The following is a 23479-nucleotide window of genomic DNA, read 5'->3' on the forward strand; positions in this document are numbered from 1 at the left end:
CAATATGGCCGCTTCACGCAGCACAAGTACAGCAAAACGTACACGCCTGCTGCCTTCGGGCACGGGGGGATTCCTACGCCTGCGCCTGATCGAACTTGCTGGACTGGGCATCATTCTTGCGGGCCTGGTCCTGGCCGCCATCTGTTTCAGCTATGATCCGCAGGATCCCTCACTGAACCGCGCTGCGCGCGACCAGGTCAACAATCTGCTTGGACTGCCCGGTGCCTACCTGGCGGACATTCTGATGCAGAGCCTGGGGCTGTCGGTGTTCGGTCTCTGCGGGCTTTTCATCGCCTGGGGGTGGCGACTGATCCGGAACCACGCCGTACCCCGCTGGTGGCTGCGGCTCCTGGCCGGTCTGTTTGCGGTCCTTTTTGCCGCGACAACCCTGGCAGCAATACCGCCGCCCTCGGATTGGCCCCTGCGCAGCGGCCTGGGCGGCTTCTCGGGTGCCCTCATCCTTGGCCATGCCTATCAAGCCAGCAATCTAATGCCGACCATGCTGGCCGTGGCATCCGGTGCACTGGCCCTTTTCCTGGGCCTCTTCAGCCTGGCTGTCAGTCTGGGGGAATGGAGGGCGCTCTGGCAGGGCCCCACGCGCCTGGCCGGTAAGCTGCGCGCACTGTTACGCCGCCAGCGGGACAGTGCTGCCGAAGAGACCGAATCCGAACCTGTACGCACACGGAAGAAGCAACCAACCCAGAAGCGCACGGCCAAGACGAAGGAAGCCGCGGAAGCGCCCGCACCGCCGGAGCCAGCGGCTGAGAAGCCTGCTGAAACCGAGGAAGGCGACCTGATTGCCCCGCGTGCGCCCCGACCGGCGCAAAGCAAGAAGGCACAGAAAGATGTCCAGGGTTCCCTGGCCCTGGGGCCCAGCGGCTATGAGGCACCTCCCCTCACCCTTCTGACCGAAGCCAAGGCCAATCCCGACGCACAGCTGAACCGGGATGCCCTGGAAAAGAACGCACGGCTGCTGGAAACGGTCCTGCAGGACTTCGGTGTACGTGGCGAAATCGTGAAAGTACGCCCCGGGCCTGTAGTGACCCGTTACGAACTGGAACCGGCGCCGGGCACCAAGACGAACCGTGTGATCACGCTGGCCGACGACATTGCTCGCTCCATGTCGGCCGTTTCCGTGCGCGTAGCCGTGGTCCCGGGTTCCAGCACCATCGGGATCGAGCTGCCCAATGCCAAGCGCGAAACGGTCTACCTGCGCGAGCTGCTGGCGGCCGAAGCCTTCGAACAGTCGAAAGGCAGCCTGCCGCTGGTTCTCGGCAAGGATATCGGCGGCATGCCGCAGGTGGTCGACCTGGCCCGTATGCCGCACCTTCTGATTGCCGGAACCACGGGCTCGGGCAAGTCGGTGGGCATCAACGGCATGATCCTCTCGCTGCTCTACCGCATGCCGCCGGAACGCTGCCGCATGATCATGGTCGACCCCAAGATGCTGGAACTCAGCATCTATGACGGCATTCCGCACCTGCTGACCCCGGTTGTCACGGAACCCAAGAAAGCGGTGGTCGCATTGAAATGGGTGGTTCGCGAGATGGAGAACCGCTATCGCTCCATGTCGCTGCTGGGGGTGCGCAATATCGATGGCTACAATGCGCGCATCGAGGAGGCGCGCAAATCGGGCCAGGTGCTGACCCGCCGCGTCCAGACCGGATTCGACCCGGATACCGGCCAGCCGATCCACGAGGAAGAGGCCTTCGATCTGGAACCCCTGCCCTATATCGTCGTCGTTGTCGACGAGATGGCGGACCTGATGCTGGTCGCGGGCAAGGAGGTCGAGGCCGCCATCCAGCGCCTGGCCCAGATGGCCCGTGCGGCCGGCATTCACCTGATCATGGCCACACAGCGCCCCTCGGTGGATGTCATCACCGGCACCATCAAGGCCAACTTCCCGACCCGCATCTCCTTCAACGTCACTTCCAAGATCGACAGCCGGACGATCCTGGGCGAATCGGGCGCGGAACACCTTCTGGGCATGGGCGACATGCTCTACATGGCCCATGGCGGGCGCATCTCGCGCATTCACGGTCCCTTTGTCAGCGATGCCGAGGTCGAGGCTGTGGTTGCCCATCTGAAGGCTCAGGGACAGCCCGCCTTTGTCGAGGGCGTGACCGAGGAAAGCGGCGACGAACCGGGGTTCCCCGGCCTGCCGGGGGGAGACGACGGCTCCGGCGGCGGATCCGGCGACGAACTCTACGATCGCGCCCTGGCCGTTGTGGCCCAGCACCGCAAGGCCTCGACCTCCTTCATCCAGCGCCAGCTGCAAATCGGTTACAACCGTGCGGCCCGCCTGATCGAACAGATGGAGGCCGAGGGCGTGGTCGGCCCGGCCAATCACGTGGGACGCCGCGAGGTGCTGTTGCCCGACCACGGAGATCAAGGATAGGTCGCATTTGCGCCCTTGAATGGCCCAAATGGGTCCGCATCTCTAGGGCGAACAAAAAGTCGACGAAAGGCAGATTCGCACATGCGCCCTATCCCGAGCATTCTCGAGAGCACACCGCAGTCCAGAGCAAGCCTCTCCGTCCGGCCGCTGGCCCTTCTGCTGGCCCTGTTCGCGCTGCTTCTCTCCCCCTTGTCTGCCAGCGCGTCGCTGGACGAGCTGGACCAGGAACAACGTGAGATCCTGGAAGAGGTCGAGGAATACTTGAACGGCATTGGCACCATGGAAGGCCGTTTCGCGCAGGTGACTTCGACAGGCAACTATGCCGAAGGCGAGGTGGCACTGCGGCGGCCGGGGCGCATGCGATTCGAGTACGACAGTCCCAACCCCACGCTGCTGGTGGCCGATGGCTTCAATCTGACGGTCTATGATCGTGAACTGGAGGAAGCCACCATGCTGCCCCTGCGCCAGACGCCGCTCTGGCTGCTGTTGCGCGAAGACGTTTCCTTTGCCGCTGACGACCTTGAAGTCCTCGGCGTCCGCGAGCGCGACGGCACCGTCGCCATCCTGCTGCAGCAGGCGGACGAACCCGGCATGGGCAGCATCGAGATCCAGCTGACCCGGGACCCTATGACCCTGAAGCGCTGGATCGTGACCGATGCACAGGGGGTTGAGACGACCGTTTCGCTGGCGAATCTCTCCTATGATGTCGAGTTCGAACCGCGCACCTTCAACGTCCAGAACCTTCCCGGCGTCATGGCCCCGGGCATGGATCCGCGCAACCAGAACCGCGGACGCTGACGCAGCCTACCCGCGCAGCCGGAAGGGACGCAGCAGCAGCTTCAGATAGGGACGCTCCTCTTCCCGCTCCACGCCGATCGGCATGTCCGGGTCGCGTGCCTTCGAGCTGCGCGAGCCGAAGAGGGGATCCCAGAAACTGAACAGGGTTCCGTAGTTGGAATCAGTGTCGCGCCGGACCTTGTGGTGATGCACCCAGTGGATCGAGGGTGTGATGAACAGCCTGGACAATGCCGTTTCCAGGCCAGGAGGCAGGCGCAGGTTCGAATGATGGAAAATGCTGGCCAGCAGGACCAGGGCTTCGAAGACCAGGATCGAACTGACCGGAAACCCCAGAAGCACGATCACGCCGGCGCGCGCCATTGCCGACAGCAACACCTCCCCGAAATGAAACCGCAACGCACTGCTGCTGTCCAGGAAACGGTCCAGGTGATGGACTTCATGGAAGCGCCAGAGGAATGCAAACTCATGGTTTGCGCGATGCCACCAGTAGATCAGGAAGTCCAGGATCATGAGATCCAGCGCGAGACCCGGCAGGCCCGTCCACCACTGGGGCCGCCAGTCGAGTGCATGACTCGCGGCCCAGACCGACAGCGGCAGGACCACCAGGGGTGACAGGCCGGTATTTAGCAACCAGAGCCCTAGGTTGCGGATCACACGCTGTACCGAGACCGCAAGCCGGGCGAGGAGTCCCCCGGACACAGCCTTTCCCCGGCCTTCCGGATAGGGGGCGGCCGGGAAAAGCCGTTCGAGCACGAAAAAACCGGCAAACCAGACGGCAACGACAATGCCCTTCCAGGCAAGCAGATTCTCGAGAGTCAGCTCCATGCCTTCAGTCTAGGCCGCTCCGGCCGGTGGACAAGGGCTCAGGAGGAAATGCGCTTGAGGGATAACCCCGACGGCGCTAGGAGAAAGATCCATGATCACCACCTCTCCGCGTCCCCTCGTAGGCCTGTCCGCCTGTTCGAAACGAATCGACGGCGCTTCCTATCATGCCATCGGTGACAAGTACCTGCGTGCCGTGGACGAAGCCGCAGGCCTGCTTCCCGTTGTATTTCCCGCCTTTGGCGAGGCCCTCGAGGTCGACGCCCTTCTGGACGGTATTTCGGGCCTGGTGTTGACCGGCAGTCCGTCCAATGTCCATCCACAACGCTACGAACAGGCGGAAAGCGATCAGCATGCACCCTTCGATGAAGCCAGGGACGGTGCCACGCTCTCGTTGATCCCAGCTGCCCTGGAACGGGGCCTGCCGCTGTTCGCGATCTGCCGTGGCATGCAGGAACTCAACGTCGCCCTGGGCGGCAGTCTCTGTCCTGCCGTGCATCAGGTGCCAGGGCGTATGGATTATCGTCGACCGGACGACCCCGATCCCGACATCCAGTATGGGCCGCGCCACCCGATCGAGATAGACCCCGACAGTTTACTGGCCACCCTGCTGCCCGAAGGGGATAAGCCAATCGAGGTGAACTCCCTGCATCATCAGGCCATTGACCAGCTTGGCTCCAGCCTCAAGGTTGAAGCATGGGCGCCGGACGGCACGATCGAAGCCGTCCGCTATGGCAAGGGCAAGAGTTTCGTGCTGGGTGTGCAATGGCATCCGGAGTACAAAGCTGCGGAGAATCCCGTTTCACGCGCCCTGTTCAGTGCATTTGCCCGTGCCGTGCGCCATTATGCCGCAGGTCGGCATCGGCTTTGAATCGTTTCGGTTGTTTGGCCCGGGCCGCGAGGACTCCTGCCGCGTGTGTTGCTTCAGGCGAATGACTGGGCTTCAAGCATGCAGGAATTGCAGGTCCCTTACCCTTCTTATCTATTGCAACAGGACCAAACTGCTCTAAATTTATAGTCAAAGGTGATGTCTATCAAATCACCTATATAGTGGGAGCCTGAGGTCCCCTGCCAAAACTCCCACGTCTCCGCGGAGCTACGGAACGCCCGGCTGCCCCCCGACCGGGCGTTCCTTTTTCCGGGTGGTGCCTGGATCCAGCCCTTCCTGGGACCCAGGCCCTTATGGGGCGCTTTTCCCCTGCTGCTCCTTCGCCTTCCCTTGCCGGTGGTTCCTGTCCACAAGCGGTTTACCTTGCCGGCACGATGCATATGATCGCGCGAACAGTCATTCTTGCATCACCCATGTGAAGGAGGCAGCGGGACCGTGAGCCTGAAAATCGCAACCTGGAACGTGAATTCCCTGCGCCAGCGCCTGCCCCATCTGGAACGCCTGTCCAAGGAGCACGCCCCTGACGTCCTCTGCCTCCAGGAAACCAAGGTGGACGACCCCCTGTTCCCGGGCGAGGCCCTGGCTGAGATGGGATACCAGCATCAAGCCTTCCGTGGACAGAAGAGCTACAATGGCGTGGCCATTGTCTCACGCATTCCCTTCGAGAAGCGGGATCACAGGATCTGGTGCCAGAAGGACGACAAGCGCCATGTGGAAGTGGAACTTCCCGGCGGCCTGGAACTGCACAATTTCTATGTTCCCTCGGGTGGACCAGACCCGGATCCGGACAAGAACGATAAATTCGCCCACAAGCTGTCCTTTCTCGAGGAAATGGCCCACTGGGCGAAATCCAACACACGCGGGCGGAAAGTCCTGATCGTCGGCGATTTGAACGTGGCCCCCTTGGAGAACGACGTCTGGAATCACAAGCGCCTGGTCCGCAGCGTCGGTCACACGCCGGGCGAATCTCAGCGCATGGCCGATCTGCTCGATGCTGGGGCCCTTGTGGACGTTCCCCGACATTTCACCCCACCGGACCAGCCGCTCTACAGCTGGTGGGGCTATCGCTATCCCTTGGCCTTCCAGAAGGACTATGGCTGGCGCCTGGACCATGCCCTGGCTTCCCAGCCCCTGATGCCGGAAATCCAGCGAATCAAGACCCTGCGCGACATGCGTGGCTGGGAGAAACCCTCGGATCACGTCCCGGTCCTGGTCGAACTGGCTACATGAACACGCCAGCGCAGACCAGCCTTCACTATCCGCCGGGCCAGCTTCTGGGGGACGACCTGCGGGCGCTGGCGGGCTTGGCTTTTGCGCTCGGCCTTCTGCTGGCCTCCGACTTCGCGCCCTTGGCTCTCTGGATCTGCGGCCCGCTGGCCGTGCTGTTTGCCCTGTTCGGGCTCAGGACTCTGGTCATGCATGTAACCTGGGTTCAGCTTGCACGCGCCGGACTTGAAAGATCCATCCGGCTTCCGGGCTTGACCCTGACGCGCCGAATGGACTGGGACCAGTTGCAGGATCTGCGCCTGCGCTATTACGCGACCCGGCGCCAGCGCCGCGAGATGCAGGGCGGCTATTTCCAGCTTGTCCTGCGTGACCCACAAGGACGCCTGAAATTCGAATCGACTCTGGATGGCTTTGACGCGTTGGCTGAAACCGCACTGGAGACTGCCCGAGAACAGGGTCTGGAGCTGGATGAAACCACGCGGGACAGCCTGTTCCATCTGGGCCTGGACCCCCGCACCTGAGCCCCCTTACGGCAACAGGCGGTAGCCGCCCGGCTCGGTGATCAGGACCTTGGCATCGGAAGGATCCTGCTCGATCTTCTGTCGCAGTCGATAGATATGCGTTTCCAGCGTATGGGTTGTGACGCCCGCATTGTACCCCCAGACCTCGTCCAGCAAGGTGTCCCGCGGAACAGCACGCGCACCGGCACGATGGAGATAGCGCAGAATCTGCGTTTCCTTCTCGGTCAGGCGAATCTTGCGGCCGCTTTCGCTGTGCACCAGGGATTTGGAGACCGGGTGGAAGCTGTAGGGTCCGATGGACAGAACGGCATTCTCGCTATGATCATGCTGGCGCAGTTGCGCCCGCAGCCGGGCCATGAGCACAGCCAGGCGGAACGGCTTGGTTACATAGTCATTGGCGCCGGATTCCAGGCCCAAAATGGTATCGGCATCGCTGTCCATGGCCGTCAGCATGATGATCGGCGCCTTCACCCCGGCCCGTCGCAGCAGGCGACAGAGATCACGCCCATCCATGTCCGGTAGGCCGACGTCCAGAAGCAGGGCATCATGGTACTCCTCACGCCCGATCTTCAGGCCCTCGGCCCCACTTTCGGCTTCCTGGATAACGAATTCCTCGTGCAGGCGCAGCTGTTCGCCCAGCGTCGTGCGCAACTCTGCGTCATCATCGACCAGCAGTATCTTGCGTGGAGCCGCGGCGCGCATCTCGTTCTAGTGCCTTTCCGGATCAGATTGCATGGATCAGCAATGCTCAGTCTGCAAGCCGGCAAAGGGCCCTGAATACAGCATGCCGGCTGTCCGCCAGGCTGTCGACAATGCTGAAGTGATTGCGACCCGGCAGTTCCAGGGTTTCGGACGTCTGGCCCGCCGCCTTCCAGGCCTGCGCGAAATCCCGTTGCTGCTGCTGGAATTCCTCGGTTTCCGCCCGTCCGACGGCCATGAAAAGCTTGGGCAACCGGCGAACTGATGCCGGGGGAATGTTGTACTGGGGGCTGGCCGCCTGCACAGCCGCTTCATCCAGCTGCAGAATGGGCTGCTGGTAGCTCTGTGCCAGGGGTGCCAGATCATAGAGCCCGGAAATCGACCCCACGCCCTTCAGGGTGTCGGGCGGCAAGCCGTAGTCCGCCTGCCAATCTGTCAGCAAGGCCATGACCGCCAGGTGACCGCCTGCCGAATGCCCAGCCAGGACCAGGCGGTCAGGGTCAAACTGCAGTTCCTCGGCATGCTCGTGAAGCCAGGCCACGGCATCGCGTATCTGCTTCACCATCTCCGGAATGCTCACATGCGGCGCCATGTCATAATTGATCGAAGCATAGGCAAACCCGGCCTCCTTGAAGGCACTTGCGGGAAAGCTGAAGTCGCCCTTGTCCAGAGACTGCCAGTATCCGCCATGGATGAAGGCAAGCAGCGGCGCCCCAGCCTCACTAGGCAGGAAGTAGTCCAGCTTCTGCAGAGGTCCCTTACCATAGGCCAGATCCCGACGAACCGCCAGTTCCTCGCGCGCGACGGCGCTTTCGGCCGCCCAGCGGCTGAAGTGCTGGCTGTGCTCGGGCGTGTGCTGGCGCTGGTTCAATTGACGGTCAAGTTCCGCCTTGTCCCAGCCGCGCCAGGTAACATCATTCATGATCCCTTTGCCCCTCTTCCTGTACTCGCGGCAACATTCTTGATCCACGCTATACGGCAAATCAATGCTACCGCCAACTTGAGAAGCAATTACCCGTGAACCAATTAAGAGTTCTGTTCGTATGAACATGGCAGCTATAAAAGCTAAACCATTGTCTTGGGGCACCTCGTGACGCTTGAATGACCAAGTTGTCCCCAACTACCTTTTGATGGCGAGCAAGCAGCGGAAAGTTGGTTTCATGAATGAATTCCCGGTGAACAGTCCCCTAAGCGGTCCGGATGCGCTCGATCCCGACTCCAGGATCGCCGTGGAGCGCGCTGTTTCCGAATTGCGCCGCGCCTGCCTGGTCTTCCTCGGGAGTGACAGGAGCGCCAAAGAACAGAGCCACCTGGTGCTTTCTGCCGAAAACGCAGACCACGAGGCAATGACGGCGCTGCGCCAGAACGGCCAAGAACAGGATGTTTGCTTGCTCCTGTCCGCCCCACGTGCCGAAGCACTCGGCCTCGTCAGCGAAGCGGACGCCCCACTGGCGCTCGACTGCACAGGGCTGGCCCTTGAGGATATCGTGCAACTGGCCAATCCCGCTGATGGCAGCAAGGATTCGGCGCCCCACGATCGCGAGGACCTGGCCGCGCGCATACGGCCCTTTCCGCAGGCATCGGCAGAAGCCGCGCTGGAACTGACAAAGCTTGCCCGCCTGCTGCCCGCAGCCTTGATACGGCCGGTCGGACAAAAGCCCGAAGGCATGCTGTCCGTTTCTCCCTCCCAGATACGACATTACCGCGGCACTGCCGCACTGATGATGAAACAGGTGGCTTCGGCCCAAGTGCCCCTGCTGGGCGCTGAGAATACCCGGATCGTTGCATTTCGCCCGGCCGACGGTGGACGTGAACACCTTGCCATCGTCGTGGGCAGCCCGAGTGATGAGTATCCCGTCCTGACCCGCCTGCATTCGGAATGCTTCACAGGTGATCTGCTGCGCTCGCTGCGCTGCGATTGCGGCGACCAGCTGCGCGGGGCGATAGAAGCCATGACGGCGGAAGGTGCCGGGATCCTGCTCTATCTGGCCCAGGAAGGCCGTGGCATCGGTCTTGTCAACAAGCTGCGCGCCTATCGCCTGCAGGACCAGGGGGCCGACACCCTGGAAGCCAACGAGGCCCTGGGCTTCGATGCCGACGAACGCGTCTACGAGCCGGCGGCGGAAATGCTGAAGCATCTGGGTTTCACACGGATCCGCCTGCTGACCAACAATCCTGACAAGGTGAGCGACCTGGCGCGTCACGGCATCACGGTCGAGGATCGTGTGACCCACAGCTTTCCATCCAACGGCCACAATGAAGCCTATCTGGACACCAAGGCGCGACGCTTTGGACACATGTTCGAAATCTAGCGCACCGGCCGCCGGACAGATATGCCGGTGGAAATCACATTTACGCCTTATTTGGGGCCTTTCGAAAACACATTCGCGGCCCACTTTCAGAGTTACACGGAGACTTCCCCTCTCTGTCAGAGGTTTTCCAGTCGACCTCCTTCAATGCCCCCAAGCATAGGCTGGAACCGCGGCCACCGGACCGACCCCCGGTGGCCGCTTTTTTCTTGTCTTGATCGCGCTTTGGCAGATCCTCCTGTCTCTGCTATAGCGCTGCATCATGAGCACGGCCCCGCATTCCCCTGCACAGCAGCACCCCTCGACCCAGCCCAACCGGCTGGAGGGCGTCGCCCTGGATTGCCTGCGCAGCGGTTGGCCGGTCTTCTGCGACCTTCATTTCCACCTGGAAAGCGGTGACCTGCTGCTGCTGACCGGCCCGAACGGCAGCGGCAAGTCCAGCCTTCTGCGAATTCTGGCCGGCCTTCTGCCTCCATCCGGCGGGGATCTTCTATGGAACGAGGCACCGCTGCATGGCGGAGACAGCCAATCCCCCGGTATCGGCTATGTCGGTCACCGCAATGCCATCAAGGCCAACCTGACACTTCAGGAGGACCTGGCCTTCTGGGCGCGTTTCCATGGACAGCCGCAGCACCGGATCCTCGATGCTCTGGAGGCCTTTGACCTGAAATCCCTGGCCGCCAGGCCAGGGCGGGTACTTTCCTCGGGCCAGGGACGACGCCTGGCACTGGCGCGCCTGAAAGTCGCGCAAATGCCGCTGTGGCTTCTGGACGAACCCCTGGTGGGGCTGGACAAGGCTGCGGTCCTGGCCCTGCGCAACGAGATCGAGCAGCATCGCCGCAACGGAGGGGTCGTCGTACTGGCCACCCATCAGGACATCTGGCCCGTCGAGGAACAGCGCCTGGACCTGAGCGCTTTCGCCGTCACGCCGGAGCGGTTGCGGGAACTGGAGTCATGAGCGCACTGGCCTCCTTGATGTGGCGCGATCTGCGCCTGGCCCTGCGTCAGAGTGGTGACGTCTTGCTGGCCGTGCTGTTCTTCATCCTTGGGGCGGCCCTCTTCCCCTTTGCCGTTGGCCCGGAGCCGAACCTTCTGCTGCGGCTTGGCCCTGGACTGATCTGGGTCATGGCGCTGCTGTCCGTCCTGCTGTCCCTGGACCGCCTCTTCGCCCCGGATCACGAGGACGGCACCCTGGATCTGCTGCTGCTGGCACCGGTCCCGCTGGAGGGCATCGTGCTGGCACGCATTCTCGCTCATTGGCTTGCGAGCGGGGGCCCTCTGATCCTGGCCACGCCGCTACTGGCCATATTTTTTGGCGTGCCGGCCCATGCCCTGCCGGTCCTGCTGGGCTCGCTGCTTCTGGGAACCCTGGCGCTCAGCGCCCTGGGCGCCTTGGGCGCGGCCCTGACCCTGGGCGCACGCCGAGCCGGCGTCCTGGTGCCGCTGTTGGTGTTACCGCTTTATATTCCAGTTCTGATCTTCGGGGCCGGGGCCGTGGATGCCGTCCTGACCGGCCTGGCCGCAAGGCCTCACCTTCTTCTGCTGGCTGCCGTCCTGCTGTTGAGCCTTCCCCTGGCCGCCCTGGCAGGCGCCGCGGCCTTGCGCCAAGCTGCGGAATAGCGGGGAACCCAAACCATTCCCTGATTCACCCCTGCAGGGGCGGTGGATTGCCGCACTGCAAGGCGATCGCTCTGGACCTTTGGGCCCTGAAAAGCCATTTTAGGCGCCGATATGCACCCCTTTGTCCAGGCAGGGGCCTGGACAAGGCAGAGGGCATCGGGAAACCGAAGACTAAAGTGACGCGCGCAACTTCAACATCCAGGCCAACAGCAAGCGGCGGGTCCTGGCATCGTTTTGCCAACCCGGGCCGTTTCCTGCGTATCTCCGGCCTTGTCTATCCCTGGTCTCTGGGGCTGGCCCTACTGTGCCTGGGCGTTGGGCTTGTCTGGTCCCTGGGCATTGCCCCCGCTGATTACCAGCAGGGTGAATCCGTGCGCATCATGTATGTTCATGTGCCGGCGGCCTGGATGGCATTATTCGCTTACAGCCTACTGGCGGCAGCCGGTGCTTCTCTGCTGATCTGGCGTCATCCACTTGGCGGCATCGCGGCAACGGCCATTGCCCCTGTGGGCGCGACCTTCACCTTCCTTGCACTGGTCACCGGTTCGCTCTGGGGCAAACCCATGTGGGGCACCTGGTGGGTCTGGGATGCCCGCCTGACCTCGGTGCTGATCCTGCTGTTCCTCTACCTGGGACACATGGCGCTCACCCACGCCTTCGAGAACGCCGAGCGCGGCCGCAAGGCGGCAGCTGTCCTGGCCCTGGCCGGCGTGGTCAACCTGCCGATCATCAAGTTCTCGGTGGACTGGTGGAACACCCTGCACCAGCCGGCCAGCGTCACACGGATCGGCACACCTGCCATACATGAGGCCATGCTCTGGCCGTTGCTGGTCATGGCCGGTGGCTTCATGTTCTTCTTCTTCGCGGTGGTCCTGCTGCGCATGCGGGCCGCTCTGGTGGCCCAGCGGGCCGAGGCCCTGGATCGCCGCATCATGTTGGGACGCTGATTTTCATGGACGGCCTGATTTCCTTTCTCTCCATGGGCGGTTACGGTGCCTACGTCTGGCCCAGCTACGGCCTGGCCCTGCTGGTCATGGGCGGGCTGTTCCTGCTCGCACAACAGGACCTGCGTCGTGGCGAACAGCGCCTGCAGGAGTTGAAACGAAGGGAAGCAGGCCTGCAGGACCAGGCTGGCGCGGATAATCCGGAGGCAGGACGATGACTCGCAAGCGGCGCCGTCTCTATATCGCGCTTGCCGGATTGCTGTGCATCGCCAGCGCGGCGGCGCTGATCCTCACGGCCTTCGAGGACAATCTGGTCTTCTTCTACTCCCCGAGCGACGTGCAGGCCAAGGGCCTGCCCGAAGGACGTACGGCGCGCATCGGCGGGCTGGTCCAGGAAGGCAGCGTGGAACACCTGGACGGCAATCGCGTCGAGTTCGTTGTAACCGATGGCACACACGATCTGTCCGTGACCTATCAGGGCGCACTGCCCGACCTCTTCCGCGAGGGCCAGGGCGTGGTGGCCGAAGGTCAGGCCGGTGAGGATGGAGTATTCCAGGCCCGTGAAGTCCTGGCCCGCCACGACGAGAACTACATGCCGGCCGAGGTTGCCGACGCCCTGAAGGAAAGCGGGGAGTGGCGGCCCGAATCCGGCGAGAGCCCAGCGGAGGCCAAAGGCCAGTGATACCTGAACTCGGGCATTTCTCACTGGTCCTGGCGCTGGTCCTGGCCGTCGTCCAGGGCTTCGTTCCCTTTGTGGGGGCGCTGCGGGGCGACAGCCGCTGGATGGAAGTGGCACGCCCCGCCGCACTGGGGCAGTTGGGCGCCATCGCCCTGGCCTTTGCGGCGCTCACCCATGCCTACGTGGTCAGTGACTTCACGCTGGCCAACGTGGTGGAGAACTCCCACTCGGCCAAGCCGATGCTCTACAAGGTCACCGGCGTCTGGGGCAATCATGAAGGCTCGATGCTGCTCTGGGTGCTGATGCTGGCGCTCTGTGGCGCCGGTGTCGCCGTCTTCGGCCGCAATCTGCCAGCGACCCTGAAGGCACGGGTCCTCTCGGTCCAGGCCTGGATCGCGCTCGGCTTCCTGTCCTTCACCCTGCTGACCTCCAATCCCTTCGAACGCGTCGCCAATCCGCCCCTGGATGGCAACGATTTGAACCCGTTGCTCCAGGACCCCGGCCTGGCTTTCCATCCGCCCCTGCTCTATCTGGGCTACGTGGGCTTTTCCGTGGCTTTCTCCTTCGCCGTGGCCGCCCTGCTGGAAGGCCGCGTGGACGCCGCCTGGGCGCGCTGGGTGCGGCCCTGGACGCTGGCCGCCTGGTGCAGCCTGACCGGCGGAATCGCGCTGGGCAGCTGGTGGGCCTACTACGAGCTGGGCTGGGGCGGATGGTGGTTCTGGGATCCGGTGGAGAACGTCTCCTTCATGCCCTGGCTGGCGGGCACGGCCCTGCTGCATTCCGCCATCGTGGTCGAGAAGCGCGATACGCTGAAGGCCTGGACCATCCTGCTGGCCATCCTGACCTTCAGTCTCAGTCTGATGGGCACCTTCATCGTGCGCTCCGGCCTGCTGACTTCGGTTCACGCCTTTGCCGTGGATCCCGAACGCGGCAGCTATATCCTGGGCCTGATGGCCATTGCCACCGGCGGCTCGCTGGCTCTTTTCGCCTGGCGTGCACCGGTCCTGAAGGCCGGCGGTCTTTTCGCGCCGGTCAGCCGCGAAGGCGGTCTGCTGCTCAACAACCTGCTTCTGGCAACGGCCACCGCCACGGTGCTGATCGGCACGCTCTATCCGCTGTTTCTCGAGGCCCTGACCGGCGGGCGTGTCTCCATCGGACCGCCCTTCTACAATTACACCTTCGTGCCCCTGATGCTGCCCCTGGTGGCTGCCATGGGCATCGGACCCTTCCTGGCCTGGAAGCGGGCCGACCTGGCCGGTGTACTGGGACGCCTGCGGATCGCGGCCCTTCTGGCGGTGGTGGTGGCCCTGGCCACCTGGTACCTGCAGAATGGCGGACCGGTGCTCGCTGTCCTGGCCATGGGCTTTGCCGTCTGGCTATTGGCGGCGACCCTCATCGAATGGGCCGAACGCGTCCGCCTGTTCCGCATCCCCCTGGGCGACAGTTGGCGCAGGGCGCGGGGCCTGCCGCGTTCCGCCTATGGCATGTCCCTGGCTCATGCCGGCCTGGCTGTCTGCATGATCGGCATGACAGGCTCCAGCGCCTGGAAGTCGGAACTGGTGGAAGCCGTCGAGCGCGGCGACAATCTGGAGATTGCCGGCTTTACCCTTACACTGCAGGATGTGGAAACCCGCCCCGGCCCCAACTACCGCAGCACCACCGGGATCTTTGAGGTCACGCGGGATGGCCGCAGCCTTGGCGTGCTGGAACCCGAACGTCGCTACTACCCCGTTGCCGGGCGTAATACCACCGAGGCGGCGATCCGGACCAATGGGCTTGGCGATCTCTACGCCACCATCACCGAACCGCCTGAGGAAGGGCAAGACTGGACCGCACGTATCTACTACGAGCCTCTGGTGCCCTGGATCTGGGCCGGGGCCGCCATGATGATGTTCGGTGGCCTGCTGTCCCTTGCCGACAGGCGGCTCAGGGTCGGTGCCCCGCGCCGCGCCGCACGACAGAACACCCGGGCACCGGTTGCCGCGGAATAGGAATCATGACCATGCTGCGCCGCTTGCTGTTCGTCCTCCCGCTCCTGATCTTCGCCGCCGCCGCGGCCTTCTTCGTCTGGGGCCTGGACCCGGATCGTGACCCCGGCGAGATTCCCTCTGTCCTGATCGACAAGCCGGTCCCGGAATTCAGCTTGCCGCCCATACGCGGCAGCGAACCTGGCGAAAGCACCTCCACCGGCCTGTCGAGTGCGGATCTCAGCGGTCAGGGCATCACGCTGGTCAACGTCTTTGCCTCCTGGTGCATGCCCTGCCGTGCCGAGCATCCCATCCTGACCGACCTGCGACGCCAGGAGGACATCCGTTTGGTGGGCATCAACTACAAGGACGAGTCGGAAGAAGCACTGGCGTGGCTGGACGAACTGGGCAACCCCTACGACGCCATTGGCGCTGATATGGAAGGCGACGCTGGGCTGGAATGGGGCGTCTCCGGTGTACCGGAAACCTTCTTCGTGGATAACGAGGGCATTATACGCTATCGCCATGTCGGCCCGATTCACGAGACCGAGCTCGACGACCTGATCCTGCCGATCCTGGAGGAGTTGCGGTGAGGCGCATCATCCTGCTGGTCCTGTTCTGCCTTGTTCTTCCGGGATCCGTGCTGGCTGTGCAACCCGACGAGAAGCTGGACGACCCGGCTCTGGAGGCACGCGCCAAGGAGCTTTCCGCCGAGATTCGCTGCGTCGTCTGTCAGAGCGAGACCATCGAGACCTCGAACGCCGGCATGGCCCGGGATATTCGCATCCTGATCCGCGAACGTCTTGCCGCCGGTCAGGACGAGGACCAGATCCGCGACTATCTGGTCTCGCGCTATGGCGACTACATTCTCTATCGGCCGCCGATGAAGCCTTCTACCTGGCTGCTCTGGTTCGGTCCAGCGCTCGTCTTTGTCATGGGGCTGGCCGCCTTGCTTGTCTATCTGAGGAAACGCCGCCCGAACCAATCGGCGACTGACCAGCTCAGTGAATCTGAGCAGCGCCGCCTGGCACAGCTCGTGGAAGAGGACAGGCAATCGTGAGTTGGTTGTTCTGGATCCTGGCCGCGGCCCTGACCGCCCTGATTGCCATTCTCCTGGTCCGTCCCCTGCTGAAAGGCGATGGGCGCGGCAACGACTCGGCTGGCGAAGAGGACCTGCAGGTCTATCGCGCCCAGCTGCGCGAGGTCGATCGAGACCTGGAACGGGGGGTTCTCGCCCAATCGGAGGCCAAGGCCGCCCGACTTGAAATCGAGCGCCGACTGCTGGCCGCTGACGCACGGCAGCGGCCGGAGCGTATTGGCCTGCCCAAGAAGGTCACGCGTCTGATGGCATTGGCGCTTCTGGCATTGCTGCCCCTTGGAACCCTCGGAACCTATCTCTGGCTTGGGCAACCCGGCCTGCCGGGCCAACCCCTGGCCCAACGGGGCGAGGAAGTGCAGGAACAGCGCAATATCGCTGAAATGGTCCAGGGCCTGCGCGCGCGCCTGGAAAACAACCCCGATGACCGACAGGGCTGGGAAATGCTGGGACGCAGCTATGGTGTTCTGGGGCGCTGGCAGGAAGCTGCGGAAGCCTACCGGGAAGCTCTGAAGCTGAGCGACGGTCCCCGCCCGGCCCTGCAATCCGCACTGGGCGAAGCTCTGGTCACCGTCAATCAGGGCGAGGTCAGCCCGGGTGCCGAACGCGCCTTCGATGCTGCATTGAGCGGAAATCCGCAGGACGCTCGGGCCCGCTTCTACAAGGCCCTCGCCCTGCATCAGCGTGGGGACTTGCGTTCCGCGCTGGATCGTTGGATCGCACTGGCCGAGGACACACCCCAGGATGCCGGTTGGCGGCCCATGCTGATGCAGCAGATTGCCGCCACCGCACAGGAGTTGGGTCTGAATCCGGAAGAGGTCAACGGCGGCGAAAGTACGGCAGAGCGCCCGTCCGTTCAGGACATGGACCCCGAGGAACAGGAAGCCTACATTCGTTCCATGGTTGATGGCCTGGCAGCTCGGCTGCAGGACAACCCCCAGGATCCGGAAGGCTGGCTGCGCCTGGGCCAGGCACGATTGGTCCTGGAGGAACGGGACGCTGCTGTGGAAGCGCTGGAAAATGCCCGCCAGCAGATCGAACAGCTTCCCGCCGACTCTCCAGAACGTGATGAACTGCAACGCGCTCTGGATAGCCTGGAACAGCGGCTATAGCAGTCGACATACGATTTCAGCTTGGCATCACGCCAATCTGGCGACTAGACTCCCCGGCAATATGAATGGCAAGTGGCCGCAAGGCCTTGTCGTCATTGCAAAGAGAACATGACCGCGACAGCCAATAGTCGCGGCAGGTCACAGGGATGCACAACTATGGGGCAAGCCGATCCGGCACTGCGCGTAGAGGATATCCGCAAGTCCTTCGGCAACCTGGAAGTCTTGAAGGGAATCTCCCTGACTGCGGAGAAGGGCGATGTCATCACCCTGATCGGCGCAAGCGGTTCGGGCAAGTCGACGCTGTTGCGTTGCATCAACCTTTTGGAGATTCCGGATTCAGGCCGCATCTTCCTGGGCACGGAAGAGTTGAAGCTGACACGCAACCGGGCTGGCCACAGCATTCCCGCCGACCGGCGCCAGGTGGATCGCATCCGCAGTCGTCTGGGAATGGTCTTCCAGTCTTTCAATCTCTGGACCCACATGACCATCCTGCAGAATGTGATGGAGGCACCGGTCCATGTCCTGAAAAAACCGCGGCACGAGGCCGAGGAACAGGCCATGGCCCTGCTGGAGAAGGTTGGGATCGCCGAGAAGGCGGCCACCTATCCTGCCCATCTTTCCGGAGGCCAGCAGCAGCGTGCAGCCATCGCCCGCGCGCTGGCCATGGAACCTGAAGTCATGCTGTTCGACGAACCGACCTCGGCCCTGGATCCGGAACTGGTTGGCGAGGTGCTGCGTGTGATCCGCCAGTTGGCAGAGGAGGGCCGGACCATGATCCTGGTGACCCACGAAATGGGCTTCGCCCGCGAGGTCTCCAGCGAAGTGGTCTTCCTGCACGAAGGCCAGATAGAGGAGCGCGGCACGCCGGACAGGATATTCGAATCGCCACAATCGGAACGCAGCCAGAAGTTTCTGGCGGCTCACCTGAGGTCCTGAGTGCACAGGAAAACGAGCGGACCCAGGTGCAAGACCATGAGTGAAAAGGGAGCTTGATCATGATGAAAGAACTGTTTGGAGCCGTCACGCTGGCGGCCGCCTTGACAGTGGGCCTGAATGCCCAGGCCCAGGACCAGGAAAAGGTCCTGATCGGAACCGAAGGGGCCTATCCGCCCTTCAACTACATCGATTCCGATGGCGAACTGGCCGGTTTCGACGTGGAAATCGCAAAAGCCCTCTGTGATGCCGCCAACTTCAACTGCGAATTCGTGGTCCAGGACTGGGACGGCATCATCCCCGGCCTTCTGGCCAAGAAGTACGACGCCATCATCGCCTCCATGTCCATTACCGAGGAACGCAAGGAAGTCGTCGACTTCACGGACAAGTACTACCAGACGCCGGCCAAGTTCGTGAAACCCGAGGACATGGACCTGGAGATCCCCGAGGACATCGATGAAGCCGCGGAAGTCCTGGACGGCATGACCGTTGGGGTACAGCGCGCCACGATCCACGAGAACTTCCTGAAGGACAACTTCCCGAACGTGGACCTCAGTCTCTATGCCAGCCAGGAGGAAGCCAACCTGGATCTGACCAATGGCCGTGTGGATCTGGTGATGGCCGATTCCGTCGTCCTGCTTGAAGGATTCCTCAACCAGGATGAAGGCGCGGATTACGAATTCGTCGGCCCCGATTACAGCGAGAAGGAATGGCATGGCGAGGGTGTCGGCATTGCGGTGCGTCCGGGTGAGGACGAACTGCTTGAAGCCTTCAATGAAGCAATTGCTGAAATCCGCGAGAACGGCACCTACAAGGAAATCAACGACAAGTACTTCGACTTCGACGCCTACGGCAGTTGAGGCAAGGACATCGGAGCCGCGCCATGACACCGGTGCGGCTCCTCCTGTCGTGACCTGATATCGCTGCTTGAACGGGGGCTGCATGCTTGATCTGCAGGGCTATGGCTGGATGCTGCTCGAGGGGTTGCAGGTCACCATCATGGTGGGACTCTGTTCACTGGCCCTGGCCATCTGCCTCGGCATCCTGGGCGCCGGCGCGAAACTGTCCGGCAGCCGCCTCCTGCGCGCGGCAGCCAACCTCTACACAACGGTTATCCGCGGCATACCGGAACTTCTACTGATTCTGCTGATCTTCTACGGTACGCCGACCTTGATCCAGAACCTGGCCGGCGATCTGGGCTATGATCTGCGGATCGACTTCAATCCCTTCCTGGCAGGCGTGATGACCCTGGGATTCATCTACGGGGCCTTTGCCACCGAGGTCTTTCGCGGCGCCTTCCAGTCCATACCCAAAGGCCAGATCGAGGCCGCTCAGGCCTGCGGCATGAATCGCAGTCTGGTCTTCAGGCGCATCATCCTGCCCCAGGTCTGGCGCTTTGCGTTGCCAGGACTCGGCAACGTCTGGATGGTGCTGATCAAGGCGACGGCCCTTATCTCGGTCATCCAGCTCGAGGAGCTGATGCGCACCGCTTCCATCGCCATGGGGGCGACACGACTGCCCTTTACCTTCTTCTTCATTGCCTCGCTGCTCTACCTGGCAATCACCCTGGCTTCGGTTCTGATCCAGCAGCGCCTCGAAGCCTGGGCCAACCGCGGGATCCGGAGGGCATGAGGGCATGAACCTTCAACTTGTTGTCGAGTCTCTGCCCCAGCTTCTGGGCGGGCTGAGCCTCACCCTTCAGATCACCGTCATTTCCGTCTTTCTGGGACTGGTTGTTGCGGTGCCCTCTGCACTCATGCGGCTCTCGCTCAATCCCTTCCTGCGCTGGCCGGCACATGCCTATATCTTCTATTTCCGCGGCACGCCACTTCTGGTGCAGCTGTTCCTGATCTACTATGGCGGGGGACAGTTCCGGGAGGAATTGGAAGCGCTTGGACTCTGGACCTATTTCCGGGAAGCCTATTTCTGCGCCGTCCTCACCTTGACCCTCAATACGGGCGCCTATACGGCGGAAATCCTCCGCGGCTCGATCCAGGCGGTTCCCCATGGGGAGGTGGAGGCCGCGCGCGCCTGCGGCATGAGCGGCTGGCTGCTTTTCCGCAGGATTGTCCTGCCAAAGGCCTTTCGGCTGGCCCTGCCGGCCTACTCCAACGAAGTGATCTTCCTGTTCCAGGCCACCTCGCTGGTCTCGATCATCACCCTGCTCGACCTGACGGGTGTGGCCCGTTCGATCGTCGCCCGCACCTTTGCGGTCTACGAGATCTACATTGCCGCGGGCCTGATCTATCTGGCCTGCAGCTATGGGATTCTCTATATCTTCAAGCGAGTGGAAAAACGCCTGATGGCCCACCTGCGACCCGAAGAACGCAGGCAGGCACAAAAGGCGACCGATCCGGCACAGGAAAACCTGCCCGTCTGAACGGCTGGAAGATCAGGACGCCAGGCGCTGCGGCTTCTGGCTGTTCCCGTTGGGACGGCGCTTGCGCTGGGCCTGTCCGTTACCTGCTGGACGCTTGTCGGGGCCTCCGTTCCGCCCGCCGCTCTTGCGTGCTTTTGCGGAAGCCGATCCGCGGCTGTTGCCGGACATCTCCGCCGGTCGGGCACTGCCATCCAGAGTCTCCAGGTTGCCACCTGTCAGACGCTCGATATCGCGCAAATATGTTCGCTCGTCCGGACTGCAGAACGAGATCGCCAGTCCGGATGCACCGGCACGGGCTGTCCGGCCGATCCGGTGCACATAGCTTTCCGGTACGTTCGGCAGGTCATAGTTGATGACATGCGTCACACCGCTCACATCGATGCCGCGTGCGGCAATGTCGGTGGCGACCAGGATGCGTGCCTTACCCTTGCGGAAGGCGCCCAAGGCGCGTTCGCGCTGGCTCTGGCTCTTGTTGCCATGCAAGGCGTTCGACTGCAGACCGGCCGTCTCCAGATCGCGGGCCACACGGTCCGCGCCGCGCTTGGTGCGGGTAAAGACCAGCGCGCGGGCATCCGGTGCGTCGGACAGGATCTCGCGCAGCAGATTTGCCTTGCCGCCACCCTGGACGAAAGCGATCTTCTGGTCGATGCGGTCCGCCGTCGTGGCGGCAGCAGCCACCTCGACACGAACGGGATCGTTCAGGAACTTGGCGGCCAGGCCGGCGATGGCGTTGGGCATGGTGGCCGAGAACAGCAGGGTCTGCCGCTTGCTCGGAACCAGCTTGGCAATGCGCTCGAGCGCATGAATGAAGCCCAGGTCCAGCATCTGGTCGGCTTCGTCCAGCACCAGGACTTCGACGTCCTGCAGCTGTACGGCGCGTTGGTCCACAAGGTCCAGGAGCCGGCCCGGCGTGGCAACCAGCACGTCGACACCCTTGTTGAGCGCGATGGCCTGCTTGCGGACGGGCACACCGCCGACAACGCAGGCAATATGCTGGCGCGTGAAGCGGGCATAGCTGCGCAGATGGTCTGCAATCTGTCCGGCAAGTTCACGTGTCGGACTGAGTATCAGGGAGCGGCAGCTCTTGGGTGCCGGGCGACGGTCCTGCGCCTTCAGACGCTGCAGAAGCGGCAGGCCAAAGGCGGCTGTCTTGCCGGTTCCCGTCTGGGCAATGCCCAGCAGGTCCTTTTCCTGCAGCACCAGCGGAATGGCGCGGTCCTGAATAGGTGTAGGGGTTTCGAAGTTCTGGGCACTCAGTGCCTTGAGAAGCTCGGCATTGAGGCCGAGATCGTTGAATGAAGTCAATTTACCTGTATTTCCGGTTGGCCCGGACTTGCCGCACAATATGGCGGATTGCACGTCTTTCCAGGAAAGGCGTGCGCCCGGGGCTGTATGAAAGCCCCGCGTGAAAAGGCTGACGATGTTTCAATATTGAGGCTTCTACCGGAGGACAGGGACACCTTGAAAGGGTCCCGCACGCAGTCGGGTGATCCGGTGAAGTGCCCTACTATGTCTATGGTGCAGCGCAAAAAGTCAAGCTGTCATTTCCGGGGTTCAGTCAAAAATTGAATCCCTCTGGAAAAAACACACATACGAATGAGGAAAAGTTGACCAGCCTGAACCCCGCGATTGGGAGAAGCGAATGACACTGAAAACCCTGCTCGTACATGTCGATGATACCCCGGCTGGCAAGGCCCGTCTCGATGCGGCCGTCACCCTTGCCAGCGACAAGGATGCCCATCTCGTGGGACTCGGGATCCGGCCGCCGGAGCCGGTCCCTGCCTATGGGGCTGCCGTGATACCCAAGGCGCTCGTGCGCGACATCTCCAAGGAGAACGATGAACACATGAGCGCGCTTCGAAAGCGGTTCGAGGAAAAGCTTCGCCAGGCTGGCCGCGAAGCCGCCGGCGAATGGAGAGCCGTGACTGGTGAACCGGAGGACTCGGCCAGTCTTCATGGCCGTTACTCGGACCTCATGATCCTGGGCCAGGTGGGACTGAAACAGACGCCCGAAGGCCTGCGCGACCTGGCCGAGGCCGTGATCCTGGAAAGCGGGCGCCCGGTCCTGGTGATTCCGGAAAAGGGCGCGCCGGCGTCCATCGGGCGCCGCATCCTGGTGGCCTGGGATGGCAGTCGCGAGGCCGCCCGTGCCGTGTCGGACGCCCTGCCCTTCCTGCGCGAGGCCGAAAAGGTGACCCTGCTGTCGGTGACATCCGATAATTCCCAGCAGCTGCCCGGTGCGGAGATTGCCGCACATCTTGACCGTCACGGAGTCAATGTCGAGAGCGACAGCCAGGCCGCACGCGGCCCCACCGGCGAAACGATCATGAAGCAAGCCGAAGGTCTTGGCTGTGACCTGATCGTTACCGGCGCCTATGGGCATGCCCGCTGGCGTGAAATTGTCCTCGGAGGCGTCACCAATACGCTGCTGCGGCGCAGCCCGCTTCCGGTCTTCATGTCCCACTGAGCAACCCGACAGGAAGCCATATGCAGGAAGACCGGCGGGAGCTCCCGCCGGTCTTCCTGTTTTTCTACCCCTTGTCTGGCAAGGCCATCCTCAACGTGGGGCCATCACCATGGTCATCTGACGGCCTTCCATCTTGGGAGACTGCTCGATCTTGCCGAGCTCTTCGGTCTCGTCGCGCACCCGGTTCAAGAGCTTCAGGCCCAATTCCTGGTGAACCATCTCGCGCCCGCGGAACCGCATGGTCACCTTGACCTTGTCGCCTTCACTCAGGAAACGCTGGATTGCCCGCATCTTCACATCGTAGTCGTGCTGATCGATGTTGGGGCGCATCTTGATTTCCTTGACCTCGATGGTCTTCTGCTTCTTGCGCGCCTCGTTGGCACGCTTCTGCGCCTCGTACTTGTACTTGCCGTAATCAAGTATCTTGCAGACGGGCGGATCCGCATTCGGGACGATCTCGACGAGATCGAGTCCCGCTTCGTCGGCGCGTTCCATCGCATCGCGAATCTCGACGACGCCGACATTTTCCCCTTCTTCATCGATCAGTCGAACCTTGGGGTTGCGAATCTGATCATTTACGCGCGGTCCATCCTTGCTAGGTGCCGCGTCCATTGGTGG

At 62.7% G+C, this 23479-nt stretch carries 25 protein-coding genes; 20 read left to right on the plus strand and 5 right to left on the minus strand.

Annotated features, from left to right (window positions below; genetic code table 11):
• Positions 1-4 precede the first annotated feature (4 nt).
• Both G502_RS0106155 and G502_RS18935 read left to right on the plus strand, forming a co-directional pair.
• Positions 5-2398 (plus strand): DNA translocase FtsK, encoded by a 2394-nt coding sequence (locus G502_RS0106155; protein WP_022727785.1) that lies wholly within the window; start codon positions 5-7, stop codon positions 2396-2398.
• A gap of 81 nt (positions 2399-2479) precedes the next feature.
• Positions 2480-3196, plus strand: a complete 717-nt coding sequence (locus G502_RS18935) for a LolA family protein (protein ID WP_022727786.1) — start codon at positions 2480-2482, stop codon at positions 3194-3196.
• Positions 3197-3202: 6 nt separating this feature from the next.
• On the opposite strand, the gene G502_RS0106165 is transcribed toward G502_RS18935, so the two are convergent.
• Positions 3203-4021 (minus strand): sterol desaturase family protein, encoded by an 819-nt coding sequence (locus G502_RS0106165; RefSeq protein WP_022727787.1) that lies wholly within the window; start codon positions 4019-4021, stop codon positions 3203-3205.
• Positions 4022-4112: 91 nt separating this feature from the next.
• Here G502_RS0106165 and G502_RS0106170 point away from each other — a divergent pair, with 91 nt between their 5' ends.
• The 3 genes from G502_RS0106170 to G502_RS0106180 all read left to right on the plus strand — a co-directional run bounded on the left by G502_RS0106170 (position 4113) and on the right by G502_RS0106180 (position 6655).
• Positions 4113-4889 (plus strand): gamma-glutamyl-gamma-aminobutyrate hydrolase family protein, encoded by a 777-nt coding sequence (locus tag G502_RS0106170; protein WP_022727788.1) that lies wholly within the window; start codon positions 4113-4115, stop codon positions 4887-4889.
• A gap of 453 nt (positions 4890-5342) precedes the next feature.
• Positions 5343-6137: an exodeoxyribonuclease III gene (xth, locus tag G502_RS0106175; protein WP_022727789.1), complete on the plus strand. Its 795-nt coding sequence runs from the start codon at positions 5343-5345 to the stop codon at positions 6135-6137.
• Entirely contained in the window at positions 6134-6655 is a 522-nt protein-coding gene (locus G502_RS0106180) for a hypothetical protein (protein ID WP_022727790.1), read from the plus strand. Before xth ends, G502_RS0106180 begins: the two co-directional genes overlap by 4 nt.
• A gap of 6 nt (positions 6656-6661) precedes the next feature.
• Here the strand turns inward: G502_RS0106180 and G502_RS0106185 are convergent, their stop codons facing one another.
• Together G502_RS0106185 and G502_RS0106190 are read right to left on the minus strand one after the other, a co-directional pair.
• A complete protein-coding gene (locus tag G502_RS0106185) occupies positions 6662-7357 on the minus strand; it encodes a response regulator transcription factor (RefSeq protein ID WP_022727791.1) in 696 nt (231 codons plus the stop codon).
• Positions 7358-7403: 46 nt separating this feature from the next.
• Positions 7404-8276, minus strand: a complete 873-nt coding sequence (locus tag G502_RS0106190; RefSeq protein WP_022727792.1) for an alpha/beta hydrolase — start codon at positions 8274-8276, stop codon at positions 7404-7406.
• 238 nt (positions 8277-8514) lie between these two features.
• On the opposite strand from G502_RS0106190, the gene ribA reads away from it, so the two are divergent.
• From ribA to G502_RS18950, 14 genes are all read left to right on the plus strand, one after another.
• A complete protein-coding gene (gene ribA, locus G502_RS0106195; RefSeq protein ID WP_026989142.1) occupies positions 8515-9666 on the plus strand; it encodes a GTP cyclohydrolase II in 1152 nt (383 codons plus the stop codon).
• Positions 9667-9925: 259 nt separating this feature from the next.
• Entirely contained in the window at positions 9926-10621 is a 696-nt protein-coding gene (gene ccmA, locus G502_RS18940; RefSeq protein ID WP_022727794.1) for a heme ABC exporter ATP-binding protein CcmA, read from the plus strand.
• Positions 10618-11283 (plus strand): heme exporter protein CcmB, encoded by a 666-nt coding sequence (ccmB, locus tag G502_RS0106205; RefSeq protein ID WP_022727795.1) that lies wholly within the window; start codon positions 10618-10620, stop codon positions 11281-11283. The genes ccmA and ccmB overlap by 4 nt, the downstream gene beginning before the upstream one ends.
• 176 nt (positions 11284-11459) lie before the next feature.
• The gene (locus tag G502_RS0106210) at positions 11460-12230 is read left to right on the plus strand and encodes a heme ABC transporter permease (RefSeq protein WP_022727796.1); all 771 of its coding nucleotides are present in this window, start codon (positions 11460-11462) and stop codon (positions 12228-12230) included.
• A gap of 5 nt (positions 12231-12235) precedes the next feature.
• A complete protein-coding gene (gene ccmD / locus G502_RS0106215) occupies positions 12236-12445 on the plus strand; it encodes a heme exporter protein CcmD (RefSeq protein WP_022727797.1) in 210 nt (69 codons plus the stop codon).
• The gene (gene ccmE / locus G502_RS0106220; protein WP_022727798.1) at positions 12442-12909 is read left to right on the plus strand and encodes a cytochrome c maturation protein CcmE; all 468 of its coding nucleotides are present in this window, start codon (positions 12442-12444) and stop codon (positions 12907-12909) included. The genes ccmD and ccmE overlap by 4 nt, the downstream gene beginning before the upstream one ends.
• Entirely contained in the window at positions 12906-14897 is a 1992-nt protein-coding gene (locus tag G502_RS0106225; RefSeq protein WP_022727799.1) for a heme lyase CcmF/NrfE family subunit, read from the plus strand. Before ccmE ends, G502_RS0106225 begins: the two co-directional genes overlap by 4 nt.
• 5 nt (positions 14898-14902) lie before the next feature.
• Positions 14903-15466, plus strand: coding sequence for a DsbE family thiol:disulfide interchange protein (locus G502_RS0106230; RefSeq protein ID WP_022727800.1), 564 nt, complete (start codon positions 14903-14905; stop codon positions 15464-15466).
• Positions 15463-15933, plus strand: coding sequence for a cytochrome c-type biogenesis protein (locus G502_RS0106235; protein ID WP_022727801.1), 471 nt, complete (start codon positions 15463-15465; stop codon positions 15931-15933). The genes G502_RS0106230 and G502_RS0106235 overlap by 4 nt, the downstream gene beginning before the upstream one ends.
• Positions 15930-17081, plus strand: a complete 1152-nt coding sequence (ccmI, locus tag G502_RS18945) for a c-type cytochrome biogenesis protein CcmI (RefSeq protein ID WP_040487718.1) — start codon at positions 15930-15932, stop codon at positions 17079-17081. The genes G502_RS0106235 and ccmI overlap by 4 nt, the downstream gene beginning before the upstream one ends.
• 156 nt (positions 17082-17237) lie before the next feature.
• Positions 17238-18017 (plus strand): ABC transporter ATP-binding protein, encoded by a 780-nt coding sequence (locus G502_RS0106245; protein WP_022727803.1) that lies wholly within the window; start codon positions 17238-17240, stop codon positions 18015-18017.
• 59 nt (positions 18018-18076) lie between these two features.
• Positions 18077-18874, plus strand: a complete 798-nt coding sequence (locus G502_RS0106250) for an ABC transporter substrate-binding protein (RefSeq protein WP_022727804.1) — start codon at positions 18077-18079, stop codon at positions 18872-18874.
• 82 nt (positions 18875-18956) lie between these two features.
• The gene (locus tag G502_RS0106255) at positions 18957-19646 is read left to right on the plus strand and encodes an ABC transporter permease (protein ID WP_022727805.1); all 690 of its coding nucleotides are present in this window, start codon (positions 18957-18959) and stop codon (positions 19644-19646) included.
• A 4-nt stretch (positions 19647-19650) separates the two neighbouring features.
• Positions 19651-20394 carry an ABC transporter permease gene (locus tag G502_RS18950; RefSeq protein ID WP_022727806.1) on the plus strand — a complete coding sequence of 248 codons (744 nt, stop codon included), beginning with the start codon at positions 19651-19653 and terminating at the stop codon, positions 20392-20394.
• 12 nt (positions 20395-20406) lie between these two features.
• Here the strand turns inward: G502_RS18950 and G502_RS18955 are convergent, their stop codons facing one another.
• Positions 20407-21699: a DEAD/DEAH box helicase gene (locus G502_RS18955; RefSeq protein ID WP_022727807.1), complete on the minus strand. Its 1293-nt coding sequence runs from the start codon at positions 21697-21699 to the stop codon at positions 20407-20409.
• A 337-nt stretch (positions 21700-22036) separates the two neighbouring features.
• Here G502_RS18955 and G502_RS0106270 point away from each other — a divergent pair, with 337 nt between their 5' ends.
• Positions 22037-22861, plus strand: coding sequence for a universal stress protein (locus G502_RS0106270; protein WP_022727808.1), 825 nt, complete (start codon positions 22037-22039; stop codon positions 22859-22861).
• A 90-nt stretch (positions 22862-22951) separates the two neighbouring features.
• On the opposite strand, the gene infC is transcribed toward G502_RS0106270, so the two are convergent.
• Positions 22952-23473 carry a translation initiation factor IF-3 gene (gene infC / locus G502_RS0106275; protein ID WP_022727809.1) on the minus strand — a complete coding sequence of 174 codons (522 nt, stop codon included), beginning with the start codon at positions 23471-23473 and terminating at the stop codon, positions 22952-22954.
• Positions 23474-23479 lie beyond the last annotated feature (6 nt).

It is taken from the genome of Fodinicurvata sediminis DSM 21159 (assembly GCF_000420625.1).
Taxonomy (GTDB): Bacteria; Pseudomonadota; Alphaproteobacteria; order Kiloniellales; family DSM-21159; genus Fodinicurvata; species Fodinicurvata sediminis.

Bases quoted from the DNA above. Each gene is read 5' to 3' on its own strand.
- G502_RS0106155 (WP_022727785.1), top strand. From the start codon at position 5: ATGGCCGCTTCACGCAGCACAAGTACAGCAAAACGTACACGCCTGCTG.
- G502_RS18935 (WP_022727786.1), top strand. From the start codon at position 2,480: ATGCGCCCTATCCCGAGCATTCTCGAGAGCACACCGCAGTCCAGAGCA.
- G502_RS0106165 (WP_022727787.1), bottom strand. From the start codon at position 4,021: ATGGAGCTGACTCTCGAGAATCTGCTTGCCTGGAAGGGCATTGTCGTT.
- G502_RS0106170 (WP_022727788.1), top strand. From the start codon at position 4,113: ATGATCACCACCTCTCCGCGTCCCCTCGTAGGCCTGTCCGCCTGTTCG.
- G502_RS0106180 (WP_022727790.1), top strand. From the start codon at position 6,134: ATGAACACGCCAGCGCAGACCAGCCTTCACTATCCGCCGGGCCAGCTT.
- G502_RS0106185 (WP_022727791.1), bottom strand. From the start codon at position 7,357: ATGCGCGCCGCGGCTCCACGCAAGATACTGCTGGTCGATGATGACGCA.
- G502_RS0106190 (WP_022727792.1), bottom strand. From the start codon at position 8,276: ATGAATGATGTTACCTGGCGCGGCTGGGACAAGGCGGAACTTGACCGT.
- ribA (WP_026989142.1), top strand. From the start codon at position 8,515: ATGAATGAATTCCCGGTGAACAGTCCCCTAAGCGGTCCGGATGCGCTC.
- ccmA (WP_022727794.1), top strand. From the start codon at position 9,926: ATGAGCACGGCCCCGCATTCCCCTGCACAGCAGCACCCCTCGACCCAG.
- ccmB (WP_022727795.1), top strand. From the start codon at position 10,618: ATGAGCGCACTGGCCTCCTTGATGTGGCGCGATCTGCGCCTGGCCCTG.
- ccmD (WP_022727797.1), top strand. From the start codon at position 12,236: ATGGACGGCCTGATTTCCTTTCTCTCCATGGGCGGTTACGGTGCCTAC.
- ccmE (WP_022727798.1), top strand. From the start codon at position 12,442: ATGACTCGCAAGCGGCGCCGTCTCTATATCGCGCTTGCCGGATTGCTG.
- G502_RS0106230 (WP_022727800.1), top strand. From the start codon at position 14,903: ATGACCATGCTGCGCCGCTTGCTGTTCGTCCTCCCGCTCCTGATCTTC.
- G502_RS0106245 (WP_022727803.1), top strand. From the start codon at position 17,238: ATGGGGCAAGCCGATCCGGCACTGCGCGTAGAGGATATCCGCAAGTCC.
- G502_RS0106250 (WP_022727804.1), top strand. From the start codon at position 18,077: ATGATGAAAGAACTGTTTGGAGCCGTCACGCTGGCGGCCGCCTTGACA.
- G502_RS0106255 (WP_022727805.1), top strand. From the start codon at position 18,957: ATGCTTGATCTGCAGGGCTATGGCTGGATGCTGCTCGAGGGGTTGCAG.
- G502_RS18950 (WP_022727806.1), top strand. From the start codon at position 19,651: ATGAACCTTCAACTTGTTGTCGAGTCTCTGCCCCAGCTTCTGGGCGGG.
- G502_RS0106270 (WP_022727808.1), top strand. From the start codon at position 22,037: ATGACACTGAAAACCCTGCTCGTACATGTCGATGATACCCCGGCTGGC.
- infC (WP_022727809.1), bottom strand. From the start codon at position 23,473: ATGGACGCGGCACCTAGCAAGGATGGACCGCGCGTAAATGATCAGATT.